Raw genomic sequence first — 18,430 nt, 5'->3', positions numbered from 1 at the left:
CCTCGTTGCCGGGTCACTCCGCCGACGGGGTGATCCGGCAGCCTTTGCGGTTGCGGATCTGCTCGTCCGTCGGCCGCTCGCGGACGAATTCGAAACGCGGCTCACCTTCGCTGTAATGCACCAGCCAGCCCCATTCCAGTTCGCCTTCATCCTGTCCGGGATTCGGCGGTCGGGCCCACCAGGGTTCTTTGCTGAGGATCTCGCGCATGACGTCCTCCGGTTGATGGCAATCGTTGAACTATAAACCCCATGCCGAGAGTCGCCAGAAAACGGGCGTGTAGAATCCACGGATCTCGACGAACGAAGGAGCGTAGCCATGACGGACGAAGCGCGCGGGGATCAACCGTTCAAGCGGCTGTTCTTCGCCCTGGACTGCCCGCCGGCGCAGCGCAAGGCGATTGCTCAGTGGCGCAGCGAACTGGGTTTGCGCACCTGCAAACCGGTGCCAGCGGACAACTTTCACCTGACGCTGCTGTTTCTCGGTGCGGTGCCGTTGGCGCAGATTGGCGAAGTCTGTGAGGCGGCGGCGAAAGTGCGCACGCCGGGCGAGGCGCTGAGGATTTCACTGGATCGGTTGCAGGTCTGGCGGCGCGCCGGGGTGTTGTCGCTGGCGCCGGAGCAGGCGCCGCAAGGATTGCTGCGGTTGGTGTATGCGCTGGAGCAGGCGATGTTGCCGTTCGGGTTTGAAGAGGCGACGCGTGAGTATCGCCCGCACCTGACATTGGCCCGGGACTATCGCGCGCCGGAGCCGGAATCCGCCACGCCGCCGGAGTTTTTCCTGCGGGCTGAACGCTTTGCGCTGTTCGAATCCCACAAGGGCCGCTACCGCTCGCTGGCCGACTGGCCACTGATCTGAGCCCACAAAAAAAGGCGCCCGAGGGCGCCTGAATTCACCTGAACCGAGGAAGCCAGGTGAGGCCGTTCAGAGCAGGGGGCAGCGGTGGTAAGGCGCTGCATGAACGGAAATTTGTAACTGTGATCGTCTGACTCTGATCGTTCCCACGCGGAGCGTGGGAACGATCGCGGTGAGGTTATTTGCCGAGTTTCACCCGGGTCCAGCCCCGGGTCATGATCCGTTGCGTGGCAATCGGCTGATCCGGCACCGCATACAGCGTGGCCATCACCGCTTGCGGCGGGTACGAGCCCGGATCGTTGCGGATCGCTTCATCCACCAGCGGCGTCGCGGCTTCGTTGGCGTTGCTGTAACCGATGCTGTTGGTGACTTCGGCGATGATGTCCGGGCGCATCAGGAAGTTCATGAACAGGTAGGCGTTCTCGACGTTGGCGGCATCGCGCGGGATCGCGACCATGTCATAGAAACTGCCGGCGCCTTCCTTGGGAATGCTGTAGTCGATCTCGACCTTGTTACCCGATTCCACCGCGCGGGCCTTGGCCTGCAACACGTCGCCCGAGTAACCGACTGCCACGCAGATGTTGCCGTTGGCCAGATCGGAGATGTACTTGGACGAATGGAAGTACGCCACCGACGGCCGGATCTTCATGAACAGCGCTTCGGCTTCGGCGATGTGCTTCACGTCCTTGTCGTTCACCGGGTAGCCCAGGTAGTGCAGGGCGGCCGGGAGCATTTCGGTCGGCGAATCGAGGAAGCTGATGCCGCAGGCCTTCAGCTTCTCGGCGTTCTCCGGTTTGAACAGCAGGTCCCAGGAATTGGTCGGCGCATTCTTGCCGAGCACTTCGCGGACCTTGTCCGGGTTGAAGCCGATGCCGATCGAGCCCCACATGTACGGGAACGCGTGGGCGTTGTCCGGATCACTGGCGGAGGCGTTTTTCAGCAGCACCGGGTTGAGGTTTTTCCAGTTTGGCAGCTTCGATTTGTCCAGGGTCTGATAGACCCCGGCCTTGATCTGCTTGGCCAGGAAACTGTTGGACGGCACCACGATGTCGTAGCCGGATTTACCCGCGAGCAAACGTGCTTCGAGGGTCTCATTGCTGTCGAACACATCGTAGGTCACGCGAATGCCGGTCTCGTCCTCGAACTTCTTGACGGTGTCCGGGGCGATGTAATCCGACCAGTTGTAAACGCGCAGCACCTTGTCGTTGGCCTGGGCGCCCGTGGCGATTGCGCCCAATAAGGACAGTGTCAGCAGAGTCCTGCCAAACATTTTCATCGGTGAAACTCCATTCTTTTTATTCAAAAGCTTTTAAGCAAAAGCGCAAAGCCGTAAAACGCGACGGCCCTAGGCCGTCGCTGCCACTCGTTGAGGTTGCGGTTGCTGCCACGATTCGTTGGCGGTCTGATCCATCGCTTCCTGAATCGCACGCTTGCGGTTGGCTTCTGCCTTGCGGCCGAAGTACCAGACCAGGAAAGTCACCAGCGACACTGCCAGCAGAATCAGGCTGGCCACGGCGTTGATCTCGGGCTTAACGCCCAGACGCACGGCCGAGAACACTTCCATCGGCAGGGTGGTGGAACCCGGGCCGGATACGAAGCTCGCGAGCACCAGATCGTCCAGCGACAGGGCGAACGACATCATGCCGCCCGCCGCCAGCGACGGCGCGATCATCGGGATGGTGATCAGGAAAAACACCTTGAACGGTTTCGCGCCCAGATCCATCGCCGCTTCTTCGATCGACAGGTCCAGCTCGCGCAAGCGGGCGGAGACTACCACCGCCACATAAGCGGCACAAAACGTGGTGTGAGCGATCCAGATCGTGACGATGCCACGCTCCTGCGGCCAGCCGATCAGTTGCGCCATCGCCACGAACAGCAGCAACAGCGACAGACCGGTGATCACCTCAGGCATCACCAGCGGCGCGGTGACCAGACCACCGAACAACGTGCGACCTTTGAAGCGTGTTACGCGGGTCAGCACGAACGCGGCGAGGGTGCCCAGCGCCACGGCGGCAATCGCGGTGTAGCAGGCGATTTCCAGCGAGCGCACCACCGAGCCCATCAGTTGGGTGTTGTCGAGCAGGCCGACGTACCACTTCACCGACCAGCCGCCCCAGACCGTTACCAGTTTCGAGGCGTTGAACGAGTAGATCACCAGAATCAGCATCGGCAGATAAATGAACGTCAGGCCGAAGATCAACATGAACTTTGCAAAACCGAAGCGTTTCATCCCCGTGCCTCCATCTCTTTGGCCTGGCTGCGGTTGAACAGCAGAATCGGCACAATCAGGATCAACAGCATCACCACCGCCAGAGCAGACGCCACCGGCCAGTCGCGGTTATTGAAGAACTCTTGCCACAGCACGCGACCGATCATCAGGGTCTCCGGGCCGCCCAGCAGTTCCGGAATCACGAACTCGCCCACCACCGGAATGAACACAAGCATGCAGCCGGCGATGATGCCGTTCTTGGCCAGCGGCACAGTGATTTTCCAAAAGTTGTTGAAGTTGCTCGAACCCAGATCCTGCGCGGCTTCCAGCAGGCTGCCGTCGTGCTTCACCAGGTTGGCGTAGAGCGGCAGCACCATGAATGGCAGATAGGCATACACGACCCCAATGTAGACCGCCGTGTTGGTGTTGAGGATCTCGATCGGGTGATCGGTGAGCCCGGTCCACATCAGGAACGCGTTGAGCAGGCCGTTGTTGCTGAGGATGCCCATCCACGCGTAAACGCGGATCAGGATTGCAGTCCAGGTCGGCATCATGATCAACAGCAGCAGGACGTTTTGCGTTTCCTTGCCGGTTTTGGTGATCGCGTAGGCCATCGGGAAACCGATCACCAGGCACATCAGCGTACTGAGCAGCGCCACCTTCAGCGAACCGAGGTAGGCCGACAGGTACAGCTCGTCTTCGCCGAGCATGGTGTAGTTGCCGATGTTCAGGAACAGCTGGAATTTCTGTTCGGCGTAGGTGTAGATCTCCGAGTACGGCGGGATCGACAGCGCGGCTTCCGAGAAGCTGATCTTCATCACCAGAAAGAACGGCAGCATGAAGAACAGGAACAGCCAGATGAACGGGATGCCGATGACGAACTTTCGCCCGCTGGGCACCAGGCGCAGGAATTGCTGATTGAAGGTTCTCATGAGCGCAGTACCACGCCGCTGTCGTCTTCCCACCAGACGTAGACCTTGTCGTCCCAGGTCGGACGCGCGCCACGGCGTTCGGCGTTGGCCATGAACGACTGGACGATCTTGCCGCTCGGCAATTCGACGTAGAACACCGAGTGACCGCCGAGGTAGGCGATGTCATGCACCTTGCCTTCGGACCAGTTGTAGCGGGTCTCTGGCTTGATCGTGCTGACGAGCATTTTTTCCGGGCGGATCGCGTAGGTGATCGACTTGTCCTGCACCGAAGTGCTGACGCCATGACCGACGTAGATCTTTTGCTGCAAGTCCGGGCTGTGAATGATCGCGTGACCTTCGAGGTCCTCGACCACGGTGCCGTCGAAGGCGTTCACGTTGCCGATGAATTCGCAGACCATGCGGCTGACCGGCGCTTCATAAATGTCGACCGGGCTGCCGATCTGGGCGATCCAGCCCAGGTGCATGATCGCGATGCGCTCGGCCATGGTCATGGCCTCTTCCTGGTCGTGGGTCACCATCACGCAGGTCACGCCGACGCGTTCGATGATTTCCACCAGTTCCAGCTGCATCTGCGAGCGCAGCTTTTTATCCAGTGCGCCCATCGGTTCGTCGAGCAGCAACAGCTTCGGACGTTTGGCCAGGGAGCGGGCGAGGGCCACGCGCTGCCGCTGGCCGCCGGACAGTTGATGGGGGCGGCGCTTGGCGTATTGGGTCATGTGGACGAGGCGCAGCATTTCTTCGACGCGGGCGTCGATTTCGCTGGCCGGCAAACGGTCCTGCTTGAGGCCGAAGGCGATGTTCTGCGCCACGGTCATGTGCGGGAACAGGGCGTAGGACTGGAACATCATGTTGATCGGCCGCTCGTACGGCGGCATGTCGGTGATGTCGACACCGTCGAGCAGAATGCGTCCTTCAGTCGGCCGTTCGAAACCGGCGAGCATGCGCAGCAGGGTCGATTTACCCGAGCCGGAGCCGCCGAGCAGGGCGAAGATTTCGCCCTGATGGATCTCCAGGGACACATCGTCCACCGCAGTGGTTTCGTCGAACTTCTTGGTGACTCGATCGACCTTCACCAGAACCTTTTTCGGTTGCTGATGACCTTCAAGAGCCTTCCTGTAAGTGCTGGAGGCGTTTGCCATGTGAAACTCCCAACAGGTTTCAGTCGCCGGGCCAACGCGGCCTGGCTTAAGAGTGGATTGCAGACCCGCACCGTGCGGGTTGTTCGGCGCCGCCGTCCTGGCTGCCGGGTGGTGCTTTTTGTTTTCGCGGTGTGTTGCTGATCGCGGATGACGGATGCGCAAACGCGCAGCCGCCGACCCCGCGGGGGCAGTAAATGGTTTTGCAATCGTTGGGTGGCGTCAGCGCTGGTTGCGTCGCGCCGCACGCTGGCGGCAGGCCTCGCCGAACGCCTGGAAAATCCGCAGGTAGTTCGGGTTGTCCAGCACTTGCCATTCGGGGTGCCATTGCACGCCGAGGGCGAAGGTCGGGCTGTGCTCCACCGAGACCGCCTCGATCAGGCCGTCCGGCGCCACGGCTTCGGCGCGCAGGCCGGGAGCGAGGCGGTCGATGCCCTGACTGTGAATCGAGTTGACCTGGAATTCACCCGGCAGCTCCAGCGCTTCGAACACGCCGCCGGCCAGCACCGTCACGGCATGGGCCGGGGCGTACTGCACGGCGACATCCGGGCTGTCGGCTTCGCGGTGATCGAGCATGCCCGGCAGCTCATGCACCTTCTGGTGCAGGCTGCCGCCGAACGCCACGTTCATTTCCTGGAAACCCCGGCAGATGCCGAGTACCGGAACGCCCGCCGCGATGGCTGCACGCAATAGAGGAAGGGTAGTGGCATCCCGCGCCGGATCGTGATCCGTGCCGGGAGCGCTGTCCGGGCCCTGATAGTGGAAAGGTTCCACGTTGGACGGCGAGCCGGTCAGCAACAGACCGTCGAGTTGACCGAGCAGGTCTTCGATTTCAGTCAGTTTGCCAAGGGAAGGAATGACGACGGGCAACCCCAGCGCCGCAACGCTGACAGCGCGAACGTACTTGTCGCCGCTGATGTGATAGGGGTGCAGGCCAATCTGTTTGACGCACGCAGTAACGCCGATCAATGGCTTGAATGCCATTTTTATTCACCTCGAAGTTTGACACTTGAACGAGCTTTTCCGGAGCTTAGCCTCGTTGATTTTAATTAACAACTCCCATGTAAAAAATTCTAAACGCCGTTCATCAAATCTTCATCAAGACCGGGGCTCTGGCGCCTGCTTTGGCATGAGAGTGTTAAAAAAAGCCCGAAAAATAAACGCTGAGCGGCCCTATGTTCGCTATTGACTTCACTTTGCCGTTCGGGTTGACTGGCTCGGCGAAACAGCAGTGAACATAATAATTAACAGCTAAATAGGTGCATCATGTCGGTCCCTCTGCGTGCCGTTCAACTCAACGAAGCAAACGCATTCCTTAAGAAACATCCTGAGGTTTTGTACGTCGACCTTCTGATTGCAGACATGAACGGTGTGGTGCGCGGCAAGCGCATCGAGCGCACCAGTCTTCATAAGGTTTACGAGAAAGGCATCAACTTGCCGGCCTCGCTCTTTGCCCTCGACATCAATGGCTCCACGGTGGAAAGCACCGGTCTGGGCCTGGACATCGGCGACTCCGACCGTATCTGTTACCCGATCCCCGGCACCCTGAGCATCGAGCCCTGGCAGAAGCGCCCGACCGCACAACTGCTGATGACCATGCACGAACTGGAAGGCGAGCCGTTCTTCGCCGACCCGCGTGAAGTGCTGGCCAACGTGGTGCGCAAGTTCGACGAAATGGGCCTGACCATCTGCGCCGCGTTCGAACTCGAGTTCTACCTGATCGACCAGGACAACGTGAACGGCCGTCCGCAATCGCCGCGTTCGCCGGTTTCGGGCAAGCGTCCGGTGTCGACCCAGGTCTACCTGATCGACGATCTCGACGAATACGTCGACTGCCTGCAAGACATCCTTGAAGGCGCGAAAGAGCAGGGCATTCCTGCCGACGCCATCGTCAAGGAAAGCGCCCCGGCGCAGTTCGAAGTCAACCTGCACCACGTCTCCGATCCGATCAAGGCGTGCGACTACGCCGTCCTGCTCAAGCGTCTGGTGAAGAACATCGCCTACGACCACGAGATGGACACCACCTTCATGGCCAAGCCGTATCCGGGCCAGGCGGGCAACGGTCTGCACGTGCACATTTCGATTCTGGACAAAGAAGGCAACAACATCTTCGCCAGCGAGGATCCCGAGCAGAACGCTGCGCTACGCCACGCGATCGGCGGTGTGCTGGAGACCCTGCCTGCGCAAATGGCTTTCCTGTGCCCGAACGTCAACTCGTACCGCCGCTTCGGCGCGCAGTTCTACGTGCCGAACTCGCCGAGCTGGGGCATCGACAACCGTACCGTGGCCGTCCGCGTGCCGACCGGTTCGCCGGACGCCGTGCGCATCGAGCACCGTGTCGCCGGTGCCGACGCCAACCCGTACCTGCTGATGGCTTCCGTGCTGGCCGGTATTCACCACGGCCTGACCAACGAAATCGAGCCGGGCGCCCCGGTCGAAGGCAACAGCTACGAGCAGAACGAACAGAGCCTGCCGAACAACCTGCGCGACGCCCTGCGTGAGCTGGACGACAGCGAAGTCATGGCCCGCTACATCGACCCGATGTACATCGACGTGTTTGTCGCGTGCAAGGAAAGCGAGCTGGCCGAGTTCGAAAACTCGATCTCTGACCTTGAGTACAACTGGTATCTGCATACCGTCTGACGCTCAAGCGCTCACCTCACAAGCATCGCCGCTCCCATGTGAGCGGCGGTCACCTCTTTCTCTGTGTGAGTCACCCCCATGACCATGACCCGCAACGACTGGGAACAACGCTTCCAGTCCCTGACCCTCGAATCCCGTGCCTTCATCAACGGCGAATACCGCCCGGCCATCAGCGGCGAAACCTTCGAATGTCTGAGCCCCGTCGACGGCCGTTTCCTGGCCTCCGTCGCCAGCACCGATGAAGCCGACGCCAACCTCGCCGTCGAAGCCGCGCGCCAATCCTTCAACTCCGGCGTGTGGGCCAACAAAGCCCCGGCCGAGCGCAAGCGCATCCTGATCCGCTTCGCCGACCTGATCCTGCAACACCAGGAAGAACTGGCGCTGCTCGAAACCCTCGACATGGGCAAGCCGATCAGCGACTCGATGAGCATCGACATCCCCGCGACCGCCAACGCGATCCGCTGGAGTGCCGAAGCCATCGACAAGATCTACGACGAAGTCGCCGCCACTCCGCACGACCAGCTCGGTCTGGTCACCCGCGAGCCGTCCGGCGTAGTTGCTGCGATCGTGCCGTGGAACTTCCCGCTGATCATGGCCAGCTGGAAATTCGCCCCGGCGCTGGCGGCGGGTAACTCGTTCATCCTCAAACCTTCGGAAAAATCGCCGCTGACCGCGATCCGCATCGCTCAGCTGGCGCTGGACGCGGGCATTCCGAAAGGCGTGTTCAACGTCCTGCCAGGCTTCGGCCACACCGTCGGCAAGGCGCTGGCGCTGCACATGGACGTTGACGTGCTGGCCTTCACCGGCTCCACGGCGATTGCCAAGCAACTGATGATTTATGCCGGCCAAAGCAACATGAAACGCGTCTGGCTCGAAGCAGGGGGCAAGAGCCCGAACGTGGTGTTTGCCGACGCACCGGACTTGCGCGCGGCAGCACAAGCGGCGGCCGGCGCCATTGCGTTCAACCAGGGCGAAGTCTGCACCGCCGGTTCGCGCCTGCTGGTGGAGCGTTCGATCCGCGAGCAGTTCATCCCGCTGCTGGTGGAAGCGCTGCAAGCGTGGAAACCGGGTCACGCCCTGGATCCGGCGACCACCGTCGGCGCCGTGGTCGATCAGCGTCAACTGGACAACGTGCTGCGTTACATCAGCATCGGCCGCGAGCAGGGTGCCGAGCTGATCGCCGGCGGTCAGCGCACCCTCGAAGAAACCGGCGGCACCTACATCGAGCCGACGATTTTCGACGGCGTGACCAACGCGATGACCATCGCCAAGGAAGAAATCTTCGGCCCGGTGCTGTCGCTGATCACCTTCGACACCGTTGAAGAAGCACTGCACATCGCCAACGACAGCATCTTCGGCCTCGCCGCCGGGGTCTGGACCAGCAACCTGAGCAAGGCTCACACCTTCGCCCGTGGCCTGCGCGCCGGCAGCGTGTGGGTCAACCAGTACGACGGCGGCGACATGACCGCGCCGTTCGGTGGCTTCAAACAGTCGGGCAACGGTCGCGACAAATCGCTGCACGCGTTCGACAAGTACACCGAGCTGAAAGCGACCTGGATCAAGCTCTGACTCTTTTACAGCGGTGGTCGCCTGCAACCGGCGACCCTCGGAGAATAAAAAAATGAAACAACAACACGTGAACAGCTACTACGCCGCCACCCGCAACGAAGTGATCGATTTCCCGGTCCTCGAAGAGTCGGTGGAGTGCGATGTCTGCATCATCGGCGCCGGCTACACCGGCCTGTCTTCGGCACTGTTCCTGAGCGAAGCCGGCTACAAGGTGACGGTGCTGGAAGCGGCGAAAGTCGGCTACGGCGCCAGCGGTCGCAACGGCGGTCAACTGGTCAACTCCTACAGCCGCGACGTCGACGTGATCGAAGCGCGCTACGGCGACAAGACTGCCGAAATCCTCGGCAGCATGATCTTCGAAGGCGCCGACATCATCCGTTCGCGCATCAAGGAATACGACATTAAATGCGACTACCGCCCGGGCGGCATTTTCGCAGCGATGAACAACAAACAGCTCAAGGGACTCGCCGAACAAAAACGTAGCTGGGAACGTTACGGCAATAAAAACCTGAAGATGCTCGACGCTGCGGACATCCGCCGCGAAGTCGGTTCCGACGCCTACGTCGGCGGTCTGTTGGACATGCAGGGCGGCCACATCCACCCGCTGAACCTGGCCCTCGGCGAAGCCGCGGCCATCGTGCGTCTGGGCGGCAAGATCTACGAGCAATCCGCCGCCGTGGAAATCAAATACGGCGAGCCCAACGTCGTGCGCACCGCCAAAGGCCAGGTCCGCGCCAAGTACCTGCTGATCGCCGGCAACGCCTACTTGCCGCAAGGCCTCGACAACCGCGTGACGGCCAAGAGCATGCCGTGCGGTTCGCAGATCTGCGTCACCGAACCGTTGACCGAGAAACAGGCCCGCAGCCTGATCACCAACAACTACTGCGTCGAGGACTGCAACTACCTGCTCGACTACTACCGCCTCACCGCCGACAACCGTCTGCTCTACGGCGGCGGCGTGGTCTACGGCGCCCGTGAACCGGACGACATCGAAACCCTGATCCGCCCGAAGATCCTCAAGACCTTCCCGCAGCTCAAGGACGTGAAAATCGACTACCGCTGGACCGGCAACTTCCTGCTGACCATGTCACGCATGCCGCAATTCGGCCGCATCGAGAAAAACGCCTACTACATGCAGGGCTACAGCGGCCACGGCGTCACCTGCTCGCACCTGGCCGGCAAACTGATCTCGGAAATGATCCGCGGCGACGCCGAACGCTTCGACGCCTTCGCCTCCCTGCCACACATGCCGATGCTCGGCGGCCGCACCTTCTCCGCGCCACTGACCGCCCTCGGCGCCGTGTACTACTCGCTGCGCGACCGTTTCGGCATCTGATTAACCTCGCCGGCGACGCCCCCAAAAAGGGCGCCGCCGGCTTTTTCATGTGCCGTCCATCGAACCTGCTGAGCAACACCAACAAACGTGATTTAATAGCCGCCTTTCACGGTTCCGGGACACGGGAGCAACGTGATCCGCGCGACCTGCGCGGCACCCGCCACCCACCCCCATTGCCCTTAAGTCGTTCTCACATAAGGCTGTCATGGATACGGGTTCTCGACTCAAACTAGTACGCGAAAGCTACAAACTCTCCCAGCGCGAGCTGGCCCGGCGTAGCGGCGTGACCAATGCCACCATCTCCCTGATCGAACAGAATCGTGTCAGTCCTTCCGTCAGCTCACTGAAAAAGCTGCTCGAAGGCATCCCGATGTCCCTGGCCGACTTCTTCACCTTCGACCAGCCCCCCCGCGAACACCAATACGTCTTCCGCGCCAACGAACAACCCGACCTCGGCCGCCACGGCCTGCGCCTGCTGCTGATCGGCGCCTCGGTCCCCAGCCGCCAGATGCGCTTGCTGCGCGAGCAATACGCGCCGGGCGCGAGTTCGGGGGAAGAGCCGATTGTTCACTCGGAAGGTGAGGAGTGTGGGTTGGTGACGCGTGGGACTGTGGAGTTGACGGTGGATGGGCAGGTGAGTGTGTTGAGTGCGGGGGATGGTTATTACTTTCCGACGACGCTGCCGCACAAGTTCCGGAATATTGGAGCGGATGAGGCGGAGATTATTAGTGCGAATACGCCGGCGAATTTTTGAGTTCGGATTTTATCAGTCCGTAGTGCATGTAATAAGTACTCTAGAGAAACCGCAAAAGTGCGGTTTCTCTTTTTCGTCTATCGTTATTTTTGAGTACATTTTCCGTCGATTTTGTCCTCTTCTGCGCATTGCTCTGCATAAATCACTTTTTGCTCTTTCACAGACAACTCGGTGCTTGCAAGGCTAGCCAATGCTGTGCCTGCGTAGCCGATACCACTCATTGCGAAGAAAAGTGAGGGAAGGATGATAGATTTTTTATTGATTTTCATAATTTTTCCTTAATTAGAATTATCCTGCTTTTTGCGAAGTGATCTTGTTATTCGCCAATATAGAGTCGATGAAGTTGGTAGAGATGGCACCTGTTGGAACTGACAGGTTTTTAGAGTTTTTTATAATTAAAGAGTAATTTTTAAGATGTTAATTGACGTTGTGACGTGCGCTCGTATTTCAAGAGGGCTGTTTCAATAGAAAACTTTCTTGAAACGTTGTGAGTTAAATGTCAAATCCGCCTTCGCTCAATCACCCCAAAAACATCCTTCACTTCTTGCACAATGATTCTTGCGAGGGTGGTGACGGTGTTGATGTCTTGTTCGGCATGGTCTTGGAGTTGAATGCACAACCATGATTTGCGCGCTCGGCTTGAATCCAAACGCAAAAGGGACACCCAACGGTGTCCCTTTTTTGTGGCCGACTGAAACGGATTTCCCGGACTACCCAGTCAAACCTTTCACTTGTCACAACCCGGCTCATCACCAAAGGTTCCCCCCATCGGCACCACGTCGTAGACTGCGAAACAAGTTGTAACGCCTCTCCCACGGACGGAACCGCGCATGATTCACATCGGCAGCCGCAACAACGCCCCCACGCCGCAGCACAAAACCCAGGACATCTACATCTTCAGCATCGATCTGTCCCGCCCGGCGACGCCGTTCTGCTTCGAGCAATCGATTGGCGGCGGGCATGTCGAGCAGGGCGGTGCGCGGTGGTTGGCGCTGGATGAGCTGGATGGCTGGCCGGGCGAGTGGCGGGAGCATTTGAAGAAGGCTGGATGCGCCTGGGTGGCCGAGTTGATGGACGCGCATTCGGGAGAGAGTCAGGCTGATCTGGTCTCGCTGATCCTCCAGCGCTATGCCGAGCCGGCGCAGCCAGCCGGGCGTTTGCAGGCGATTGGGCGCTGGTTCAAGCGTCACTTCTACATTGGCGGCCGGTACGGCGTCTGACCCGAGGAATCCCCCCATGACTCAGACTCTGGAACGCGCCATCGCGATTGCCGCCACGGCCCACGCGGGGCAGGTGGACAAGGGCGGCGCGCCGTATATTTTGCATCCGCTGAAGGTCATGTTGCGCATGAGTAGCCTGGAAGAGCGCATCGTCGCGGTGTTGCACGATGTGGTCGAGGACTGCGGCATCAGCCTTGAGGATTTGCGCAAGGAAGGCTTCAGCGAGGAAGTCTTGTCAGCCATCGAGTCGGTGACCAAAGTGCCGGGTGAATCCTACGAGGACTTCGTCGAGCGCGCGGCGCAGAACCCGATCGGGCGGGTGGTGAAGCTGGCGGATCTGGAAGAGAACAGCGACCTGTCGCGGATTGCCTCGCCGAGTTGGGAGGATCTGGAGCGGATCGAAAAATACCGGCGGGCGATCGGACGGCTGCGCGCCTGACTTAACTGAAAAGCACCTTGAATAGCCAGGAAGGCGACCATGAAATCGATTCTGTGTTTGTTGATTGCTGCCGGCTTCGGCGCACTGTTGCAGTTCGAAGGCGTGCCCCACGGTTTGCTGTTGGGCTCGATTCTTGTGACGGCACTGGTCGTCACCAAATTCAAATTCGCGCCAGCGACGCCCTATGGCCTGGGCTACATCCAGGTAACGCTGGGCATCGCCACCGGGTTGATGTTCGAAGCCTGGGACAGCGCGACGGTCTCGACGATGTTGCCGAGCCTCGGCGTGTTGCTGCTGTGTCTGGCAGTGCAAGTGGCGCTGGCCGCGTGGTGGCTGTCGCGCGGGGCGGGGTGGAATCGCACGGATGCCTTGCTGGCGGTGTATCCGGGCGCGCTGGCGGCGGTGTTTGATTTGCTGGAATCGCATCAGGCGTCGAGCAAGGTGATCATCGTGCACTTGATGCGGCTGCTGCTGATCACGGTGCTGGTGAGTTTGCTGATTCCCGGAACGGCACCGGTTGCGGCGGCCGAAGTTGGTCCGCTGTCGACGGGCATGGCGTTGACCGTGCTGTCGGTGATCGGTTTGAGCGTGGTGGTCGGGCGTTTGCTGCTGGCCGTTGGCGTGCCGGCGCCGTTCATGTTGACGGCAATCATCATCACCGCCGTGTTCGTGAAATCGGGATGGCTTCAGGGTTTTCACATGCCGGACTGGAGTTTGAATCTGGCGGCGCTGATTCTCGGAGTACGGATCGGCTCGCGATTCCAGGGATTGGGTCTCGCGGAACTGGGACGTCATGGCCGCACGGCATTGGTGTCGGTGGGTTTGATGATTCTGGTCGCGGCGGTTTTTGCATTGGCGGCGGCACGGTTGCTGGGCAGCGATGCGTTGTCGCTGTGGCTCGCCTACATGCCGGGGGCCATCGAAACCATCGCAATCGTGGCGTTCGCCGGCGGGCTGAATGTGGTGTTTATCCTGACTCACCATCTGGCACGAATGGTGGTGCTGCACTTTGCGCCGGCGTTGCTGGTGCAGGTGCGGCGGGTGCGGGAGGACGCTTGAACACGGGCATTGCGCCCCGTGAACTACACTCCCAGATTACCCCGCCCCACAGGCAACCCCGCCGCGTCGGAGGTCATCATGTTCCGCCATTCACTGTTCATCGCAGCTTGCCTGTGCGCCACACAGGCCAGCGCCGAATCCGTCGTCCCGCTCAAGGGCCAGACTTCCCAGCAAACCCAGATCGACATCAATGACTGCCACTCCATCGCGTCCACCTCAACCACGTCGACACCTCAGGCCGGCGGTCGGTTGAAGGGCGCTGCTGTGGGTGCGGCTGCCGGCGCCACCGCCGCGGAAGTGCGCGGTCGTCAGCACGACGAGTTCTACGAAGCTGTGGACGATGACCGCAAGCAGGATTACCGCCAGAACCGAGCCAAAGAGACGGCTGCCGCCGGTGCGGTAGTCGGCGGTGCGCGGCAGCGACAGGATCGGCGCGAGCAGCGCCGGAACGATGCTTCAGCCAGTTCAAGCGCCTACACCGGTTGCCTGCAAGGGCGGGGTTATCAGGTCACGCCCTGACGGCTTTCCCGGTGCGCGACGAGCAGGTGCATCATCACGCCGCTGTAGAGCGTCACCAGAATGAACAACCCCATGCGCACCGCGAAGGCGGTGTAGACGTCCTTGCCCGCCGCGCTGTCCTCAACGGATTGGCCGAGCAGGATGATCATGGTGATCAGGGTGTTGAGCCAGAACCCCGGCGTCAGTTGCGTCGGGTGCAGCCGATAGAGTTTGCGCGCTACAAACAGCCCGAACAGCAGCATCCACAGAAAGAACATCCACAGGTGCACGAACAGGCTCAACGCACACCAGAACAACACCGCCAGCAGTCCGCCCAATAAAGTCGAGCCGAGCAATTCGCGCCCGGCGTGATGGGTGCGGGTGGTGGTACTTTGCTGGCCGAGGCTGACGGCTTTGAGAATGATCGGCAGGTAGCTCGCCGGGTCGATCAGCACCAGCAGGAAGGTTGGCAGCACGATCAATGTTGCGCGCATCGCTACGCGGGGCACGTCTTCGGCGGGCAGGGCGGGAGCGGATGGTGGCGCGGGGCTGTTGGCCGGTTCCGGGAACAGGACGTGGCTCAGGCCGACGATGACGACGGCCAGCAACAGGCCTTTGACCAGCGCGCCGATCACCGCCATCGCCAGCTCGAATGAGGCGTAGCCCGCGGCGGAGATCATGGTCATGCCGATCACCAGAAACGTCATGATCAGCACGTTGCCGCCGCGCAAGCCGTAGGTAAACACCAGAAACAGCCCGACACCGATCAGCAGCACGCCGCACACCGGGTAATAACGCAGCAACGGCACCAGCAACAGGCCGAGACTGGTGGTAAACGCGGCGACCAATGTCAGCACCAGCGCCATTTTGACTGGCAACGGTCGAGGCATGCTGGCCAGCAGCAACAACGCTAACACCGGCGATAGAAACGACAGCGGCAGAGCGAGGCCGTAACTGGCGGCGGTGCACAACGCCGTGCCGCAGGCCAGGCGCAAGGCCCGTTGCGCCGGGATTCTGCGTTCAATAGGCATACGACAGCCAGCTCATCAGCCAGACAAACACCCGCCCCAGCGGATTGAGCAGATTGCCCTCACTGGGAAACGCCATGACTTCCGCCTGCCCGCCGGCACGAATCGAACGGCTCTCGAACAGGCGCTTTTTCGCCTCTTCGCTGAACTCGATGATCACCGGAAAACGCTGGGCCGGACGCAACCAGTCGCGGCTGTTCTGGATCGTCGGCAGGGTGCCGGGCGGCGGCGTCTGGCCGACGCTGACGCCATACCCGACGCTGCGCACCCGGCCGTCGAGCACTTCGCCGGGCAGGGCGTCGAGGATGATCGACACCGGCGTGCCGGGCTTGATCCGGCCAAGATTGTTTTCGGTGAGGTCGGCGCTGACCCACACGTCCTGGATCGTGATCAGCGTCATCACCGGACTGCCGACAGCGGCGAACTGGCCGACGTCGGTGCGCAGGTCGGTGATCAGGCCCGCCGAACGCGCGCCGATGCGAGTGTTGGCCAGATCCAGTTCGGCCTTGGCCAGCGTGGCGGCGGCGCTGAGCAGTTTGGCGTTGGTGTCGGTATTGCCGCCTTCCTGCTCCTGCGCACGCAGCACTTCGGCCCGGGCGGCGGCGACCTTGCTGACCGCCGCTTCGTGGTTGGCCCGGGAGACTTCCAAAAGCCTTACAGACACCGTGCCCGGATCCTCTTTGTACAGGCCCTCAAGCCGTCGATTGTCCTGGCGCGCCTTGAGTTCATTGGCTTGCGCGGCCCGCAAGGACGCCTGGGCCGACGCGATGCCGGCGGTGCTGGCGCCGACCGTACGCCGGGTGTTTTCCAGATCGGCGCGAGCCCGGTCGACGGCGATTTGCAGCGGCTGTGGATCGAGCTCGAAGAGGATATCGCCGGCCTGCACGTCCTGATTGTTGCGCACGTTGACCTTGATCACCCGGCCCGCGACTTCCGCCGCCACCGGGATCACGAATGCGCCGACCCGCGCCTGCTGGGTGTAGGGCGTAAAGCGGTCGGCCAGCAGATACCAGACCAGGCTCAGCACTATCACCAACAGCACCCAGCGGATGCCTTTTTTCGCCGGATCCGGCGGCGCTTCATCACTCATGGCGGTCTACCTGCGAGGGAATCGGATAGGTCGGTTTCGGCGGCGGGGCGCTCAACAGATCACCCCAGTCGGTGCGTTGCTGCATCTGCTGCCGGGTCGCTGGATCGATCTGCGGCCCGGCGCTTTGCCAGCCGCCACCGACGGCGCGGTACAAAGCGATCAGATTGCTCACGGCGTTGCTGCGGCTGACCAGATAGTTGTCCTGTAGCTCCAGCAACGCACGCTGGGCGTCGAGCACCCGCTGAAAGTCTGAATAACCTTCGCGATATTGGGTGTTGGCCAGCACCAGCGAACGCCGCGCCGCGCCTTCGGCCTCGCCGAGAATGCGTTCGCGTTCCAGCGCTTTGGTCAGGCCGCTGGCGGCGTCGTCGGCCTCGCGGGCAGCCTGGCGAACCTTGTCGCGATAGGCCTCGATCAGTTGCTGCAAGCGCGCGTCCTGCACGCGGATGTTGTTGTGGATGCGGCCGTAATCGAACAGGTTCCAGCGCAGGCTCGGGCCGCCGATCAGGTCGAGGCTGCGCGGGGTGGCGCCGAGGGTGTCGCTGGACCAGACGATGCTGCCGAGCAAGGTCAGCGAGGGGTACAGGTCGGTTTCGGCCACGCCGACCAGCGCCGATTGCGCGGCAACGTTCAGCTCCGCGGCGCGCACATCGGGACGGCGCAGCAGCAGGTTGGCCGGAACGTCCTGCAACACGGCGCGATCCACCAGCGGAATCAGCCCCGGTTGTTCGGCCAGAAACGCCGCACCACCGGGCGGCTGGCCGACCAGCACCGCCAGCGCATTGCGGGTGCGCAGCAATTGGTCTTCGAACGCCGGAATGCTGCTCAGGGTGCCGAGGTATTGGGTTCTGGCCTGTTGCAGGTCGAGTTCGGCGGTCTGGCCGCTGCGGAAGAGTTTTTCGGTGATCTCGAAATTGCGTTTTTGCTGGGCGGCGTTTTCCCGGGCGACCCGCAGCCGGGCTTCTGTGGTGCGCAAGGCAAAGTAGGTGTCGGCCACTTGGGCGCGCAGCAGCACGAGGGCGTCTTCGTAGTTGGCCTGGGCGGCGAAGTAGCTGGCGTCGGCGGATTCGATGGCGCGGCTGAAACGGCCCCAGAAATCCAGTTCCCAGCCGACATCGAACGCGGCGCTGTGCTGCCAGAAGTGCAAGTCCTGCGGGTTGTTGCCGCCGGACTGATGGCGGTCGATGTACAGGCTGTCGGCGCTGGCCTGTTGCAGTTGCGGGTAGCGACCGCTGTCGGCGATGCCCAGTTGCGCGCGGGCTTCGAGGACCCGCAGGCCGGCGATTTTCAGGCTGCTGTTGCGGGCTTCGGCGTCGCTGATCAAGCGGTCGAGCACCGGATCGGCAAACACCTGCCACCATTGGCGCAGGTCCGGCAGCGTGCCGCGTTCGCTGGCCTGCTCCAGTGCCGGACTTTGCCATTGCTTGCTCCAGTCCTCGGCCGGCGGCTGGAAATCCGGGCCCAGCCGCAGGCAGCCGCCAAGGCTCAGCACACCGAGCAGCAGCAGGTGGCCGGGACGGATCAGCAGGGCTGGCGTTGCAGGCATACCGGGAGGCCCCAGCGGGAAATGTCACTGGAGCATAGACCGCAGATTGCGGGTTGATCGAAGCAATCAGCTGCTACGCTTTTTCAGGCGAACTCCCCTGAACCGCCCCCGACGAAAA

At 61.4% G+C, this 18,430-nt stretch carries 19 protein-coding genes; 9 read left to right on the top strand and 10 right to left on the bottom strand.

The window, feature by feature from the left end; genetic code table 11:
- Positions 1 to 13: 13 nt before the first annotated feature.
- Positions 14 to 208: a hypothetical protein gene (locus AC1RT4_RS19100; RefSeq protein WP_493087044.1), complete on the bottom strand. Its 195-nt coding sequence runs from the start codon at positions 206 to 208 to the stop codon at positions 14 to 16.
- A gap of 108 nt (positions 209 to 316) precedes the next feature.
- Here AC1RT4_RS19100 and thpR point away from each other — a divergent pair, with 108 nt between their 5' ends.
- The gene (gene thpR, locus AC1RT4_RS19095) at positions 317 to 856 is read left to right on the top strand and encodes an RNA 2',3'-cyclic phosphodiesterase (RefSeq protein ID WP_493087042.1); all 540 of its coding nucleotides are present in this window, start codon (positions 317 to 319) and stop codon (positions 854 to 856) included.
- Between the two features lie 175 nt (positions 857 to 1,031).
- Here thpR and AC1RT4_RS19090 read toward each other — a convergent pair whose 3' ends face one another.
- The 5 genes from AC1RT4_RS19090 to AC1RT4_RS19070 form a co-directional block, all read right to left on the bottom strand.
- Complete coding sequence (locus AC1RT4_RS19090; RefSeq protein WP_007957121.1) at positions 1,032 to 2,129, bottom strand: polyamine ABC transporter substrate-binding protein; 1,098 nt, start codon at positions 2,127 to 2,129, stop codon at positions 1,032 to 1,034.
- A gap of 69 nt (positions 2,130 to 2,198) precedes the next feature.
- Complete coding sequence (locus AC1RT4_RS19085) at positions 2,199 to 3,083, bottom strand: ABC transporter permease subunit (protein WP_007957119.1); 885 nt, start codon at positions 3,081 to 3,083, stop codon at positions 2,199 to 2,201.
- The gene (locus tag AC1RT4_RS19080; protein WP_007957117.1) at positions 3,080 to 3,994 is read right to left on the bottom strand and encodes an ABC transporter permease subunit; all 915 of its coding nucleotides are present in this window, start codon (positions 3,992 to 3,994) and stop codon (positions 3,080 to 3,082) included. The genes AC1RT4_RS19085 and AC1RT4_RS19080 overlap by 4 nt, the downstream gene beginning before the upstream one ends.
- Positions 3,991 to 5,133, bottom strand: coding sequence for a polyamine ABC transporter ATP-binding protein (gene potA / locus AC1RT4_RS19075; RefSeq protein WP_007957110.1), 1,143 nt, complete (start codon positions 5,131 to 5,133; stop codon positions 3,991 to 3,993). The genes AC1RT4_RS19080 and potA overlap by 4 nt, the downstream gene beginning before the upstream one ends.
- A gap of 219 nt (positions 5,134 to 5,352) precedes the next feature.
- Entirely contained in the window at positions 5,353 to 6,114 is a 762-nt protein-coding gene (locus AC1RT4_RS19070) for a gamma-glutamyl-gamma-aminobutyrate hydrolase family protein (protein ID WP_007957108.1), read from the bottom strand.
- Positions 6,115 to 6,396: 282 nt separating this feature from the next.
- Between AC1RT4_RS19070 and AC1RT4_RS19065 the strand changes: the two genes are divergently transcribed.
- The 4 genes from AC1RT4_RS19065 to AC1RT4_RS19050 all read left to right on the top strand — a co-directional run bounded on the left by AC1RT4_RS19065 (position 6,397) and on the right by AC1RT4_RS19050 (position 11,432).
- Entirely contained in the window at positions 6,397 to 7,773 is a 1,377-nt protein-coding gene (locus tag AC1RT4_RS19065) for a glutamine synthetase family protein (RefSeq protein WP_007957099.1), read from the top strand.
- 78 nt (positions 7,774 to 7,851) lie between these two features.
- Positions 7,852 to 9,342 carry an aldehyde dehydrogenase gene (locus tag AC1RT4_RS19060; protein ID WP_127797639.1) on the top strand — a complete coding sequence of 497 codons (1,491 nt, stop codon included), beginning with the start codon at positions 7,852 to 7,854 and terminating at the stop codon, positions 9,340 to 9,342.
- A 52-nt stretch (positions 9,343 to 9,394) separates the two neighbouring features.
- A complete protein-coding gene (locus tag AC1RT4_RS19055; protein ID WP_439821153.1) occupies positions 9,395 to 10,678 on the top strand; it encodes an NAD(P)/FAD-dependent oxidoreductase in 1,284 nt (427 codons plus the stop codon).
- Positions 10,679 to 10,883: 205 nt separating this feature from the next.
- Positions 10,884 to 11,432 (top strand): cupin domain-containing protein, encoded by a 549-nt coding sequence (locus AC1RT4_RS19050; protein WP_007957093.1) that lies wholly within the window; start codon positions 10,884 to 10,886, stop codon positions 11,430 to 11,432.
- 83 nt (positions 11,433 to 11,515) lie between these two features.
- Here the strand turns inward: AC1RT4_RS19050 and AC1RT4_RS19045 are convergent, their stop codons facing one another.
- The gene (locus AC1RT4_RS19045) at positions 11,516 to 11,701 is read right to left on the bottom strand and encodes a hypothetical protein (RefSeq protein WP_493087038.1); all 186 of its coding nucleotides are present in this window, start codon (positions 11,699 to 11,701) and stop codon (positions 11,516 to 11,518) included.
- A gap of 561 nt (positions 11,702 to 12,262) precedes the next feature.
- Between AC1RT4_RS19045 and AC1RT4_RS19040 the strand changes: the two genes are divergently transcribed.
- The 4 genes from AC1RT4_RS19040 (at position 12,263) to AC1RT4_RS19025 (ending at position 14,669) form a co-directional block, all read left to right on the top strand.
- Positions 12,263 to 12,652 (top strand): hypothetical protein, encoded by a 390-nt coding sequence (locus AC1RT4_RS19040; RefSeq protein ID WP_493087036.1) that lies wholly within the window; start codon positions 12,263 to 12,265, stop codon positions 12,650 to 12,652.
- A gap of 16 nt (positions 12,653 to 12,668) precedes the next feature.
- Complete coding sequence (locus AC1RT4_RS19035) at positions 12,669 to 13,091, top strand: HD domain-containing protein (protein ID WP_260523093.1); 423 nt, start codon at positions 12,669 to 12,671, stop codon at positions 13,089 to 13,091.
- 39 nt (positions 13,092 to 13,130) lie between these two features.
- Positions 13,131 to 14,150: an AbrB family transcriptional regulator gene (locus AC1RT4_RS19030; protein WP_493087033.1), complete on the top strand. Its 1,020-nt coding sequence runs from the start codon at positions 13,131 to 13,133 to the stop codon at positions 14,148 to 14,150.
- Between the two features lie 78 nt (positions 14,151 to 14,228).
- Positions 14,229 to 14,669 (top strand): hypothetical protein, encoded by a 441-nt coding sequence (locus AC1RT4_RS19025; protein WP_493087031.1) that lies wholly within the window; start codon positions 14,229 to 14,231, stop codon positions 14,667 to 14,669.
- On the opposite strand, the gene AC1RT4_RS19020 is transcribed toward AC1RT4_RS19025, so the two are convergent.
- The 3 genes from AC1RT4_RS19020 to AC1RT4_RS19010 are packed head-to-tail and all read right to left on the bottom strand — an operon-like array spanning position 14,654 to position 18,312.
- Positions 14,654 to 15,679: a DUF2955 domain-containing protein gene (locus tag AC1RT4_RS19020; protein ID WP_493087029.1), complete on the bottom strand. Its 1,026-nt coding sequence runs from the start codon at positions 15,677 to 15,679 to the stop codon at positions 14,654 to 14,656. The genes AC1RT4_RS19025 and AC1RT4_RS19020 overlap by 16 nt on opposite strands.
- Positions 15,669 to 16,766: an HlyD family secretion protein gene (locus tag AC1RT4_RS19015; protein ID WP_480401498.1), complete on the bottom strand. Its 1,098-nt coding sequence runs from the start codon at positions 16,764 to 16,766 to the stop codon at positions 15,669 to 15,671. The genes AC1RT4_RS19020 and AC1RT4_RS19015 overlap by 11 nt, the downstream gene beginning before the upstream one ends.
- A complete protein-coding gene (locus tag AC1RT4_RS19010) occupies positions 16,759 to 18,312 on the bottom strand; it encodes a TolC family protein (protein WP_493087027.1) in 1,554 nt (517 codons plus the stop codon). Before AC1RT4_RS19010 ends, AC1RT4_RS19015 begins: the two co-directional genes overlap by 8 nt.
- Between the last annotated feature and the right edge of the window lie 118 nt (positions 18,313 to 18,430).

Source organism: Pseudomonas sp. GW821-FHT11D10 (assembly GCF_058808435.1).
This window is presented reverse-complemented; position numbering and strand designations above follow the sequence as displayed.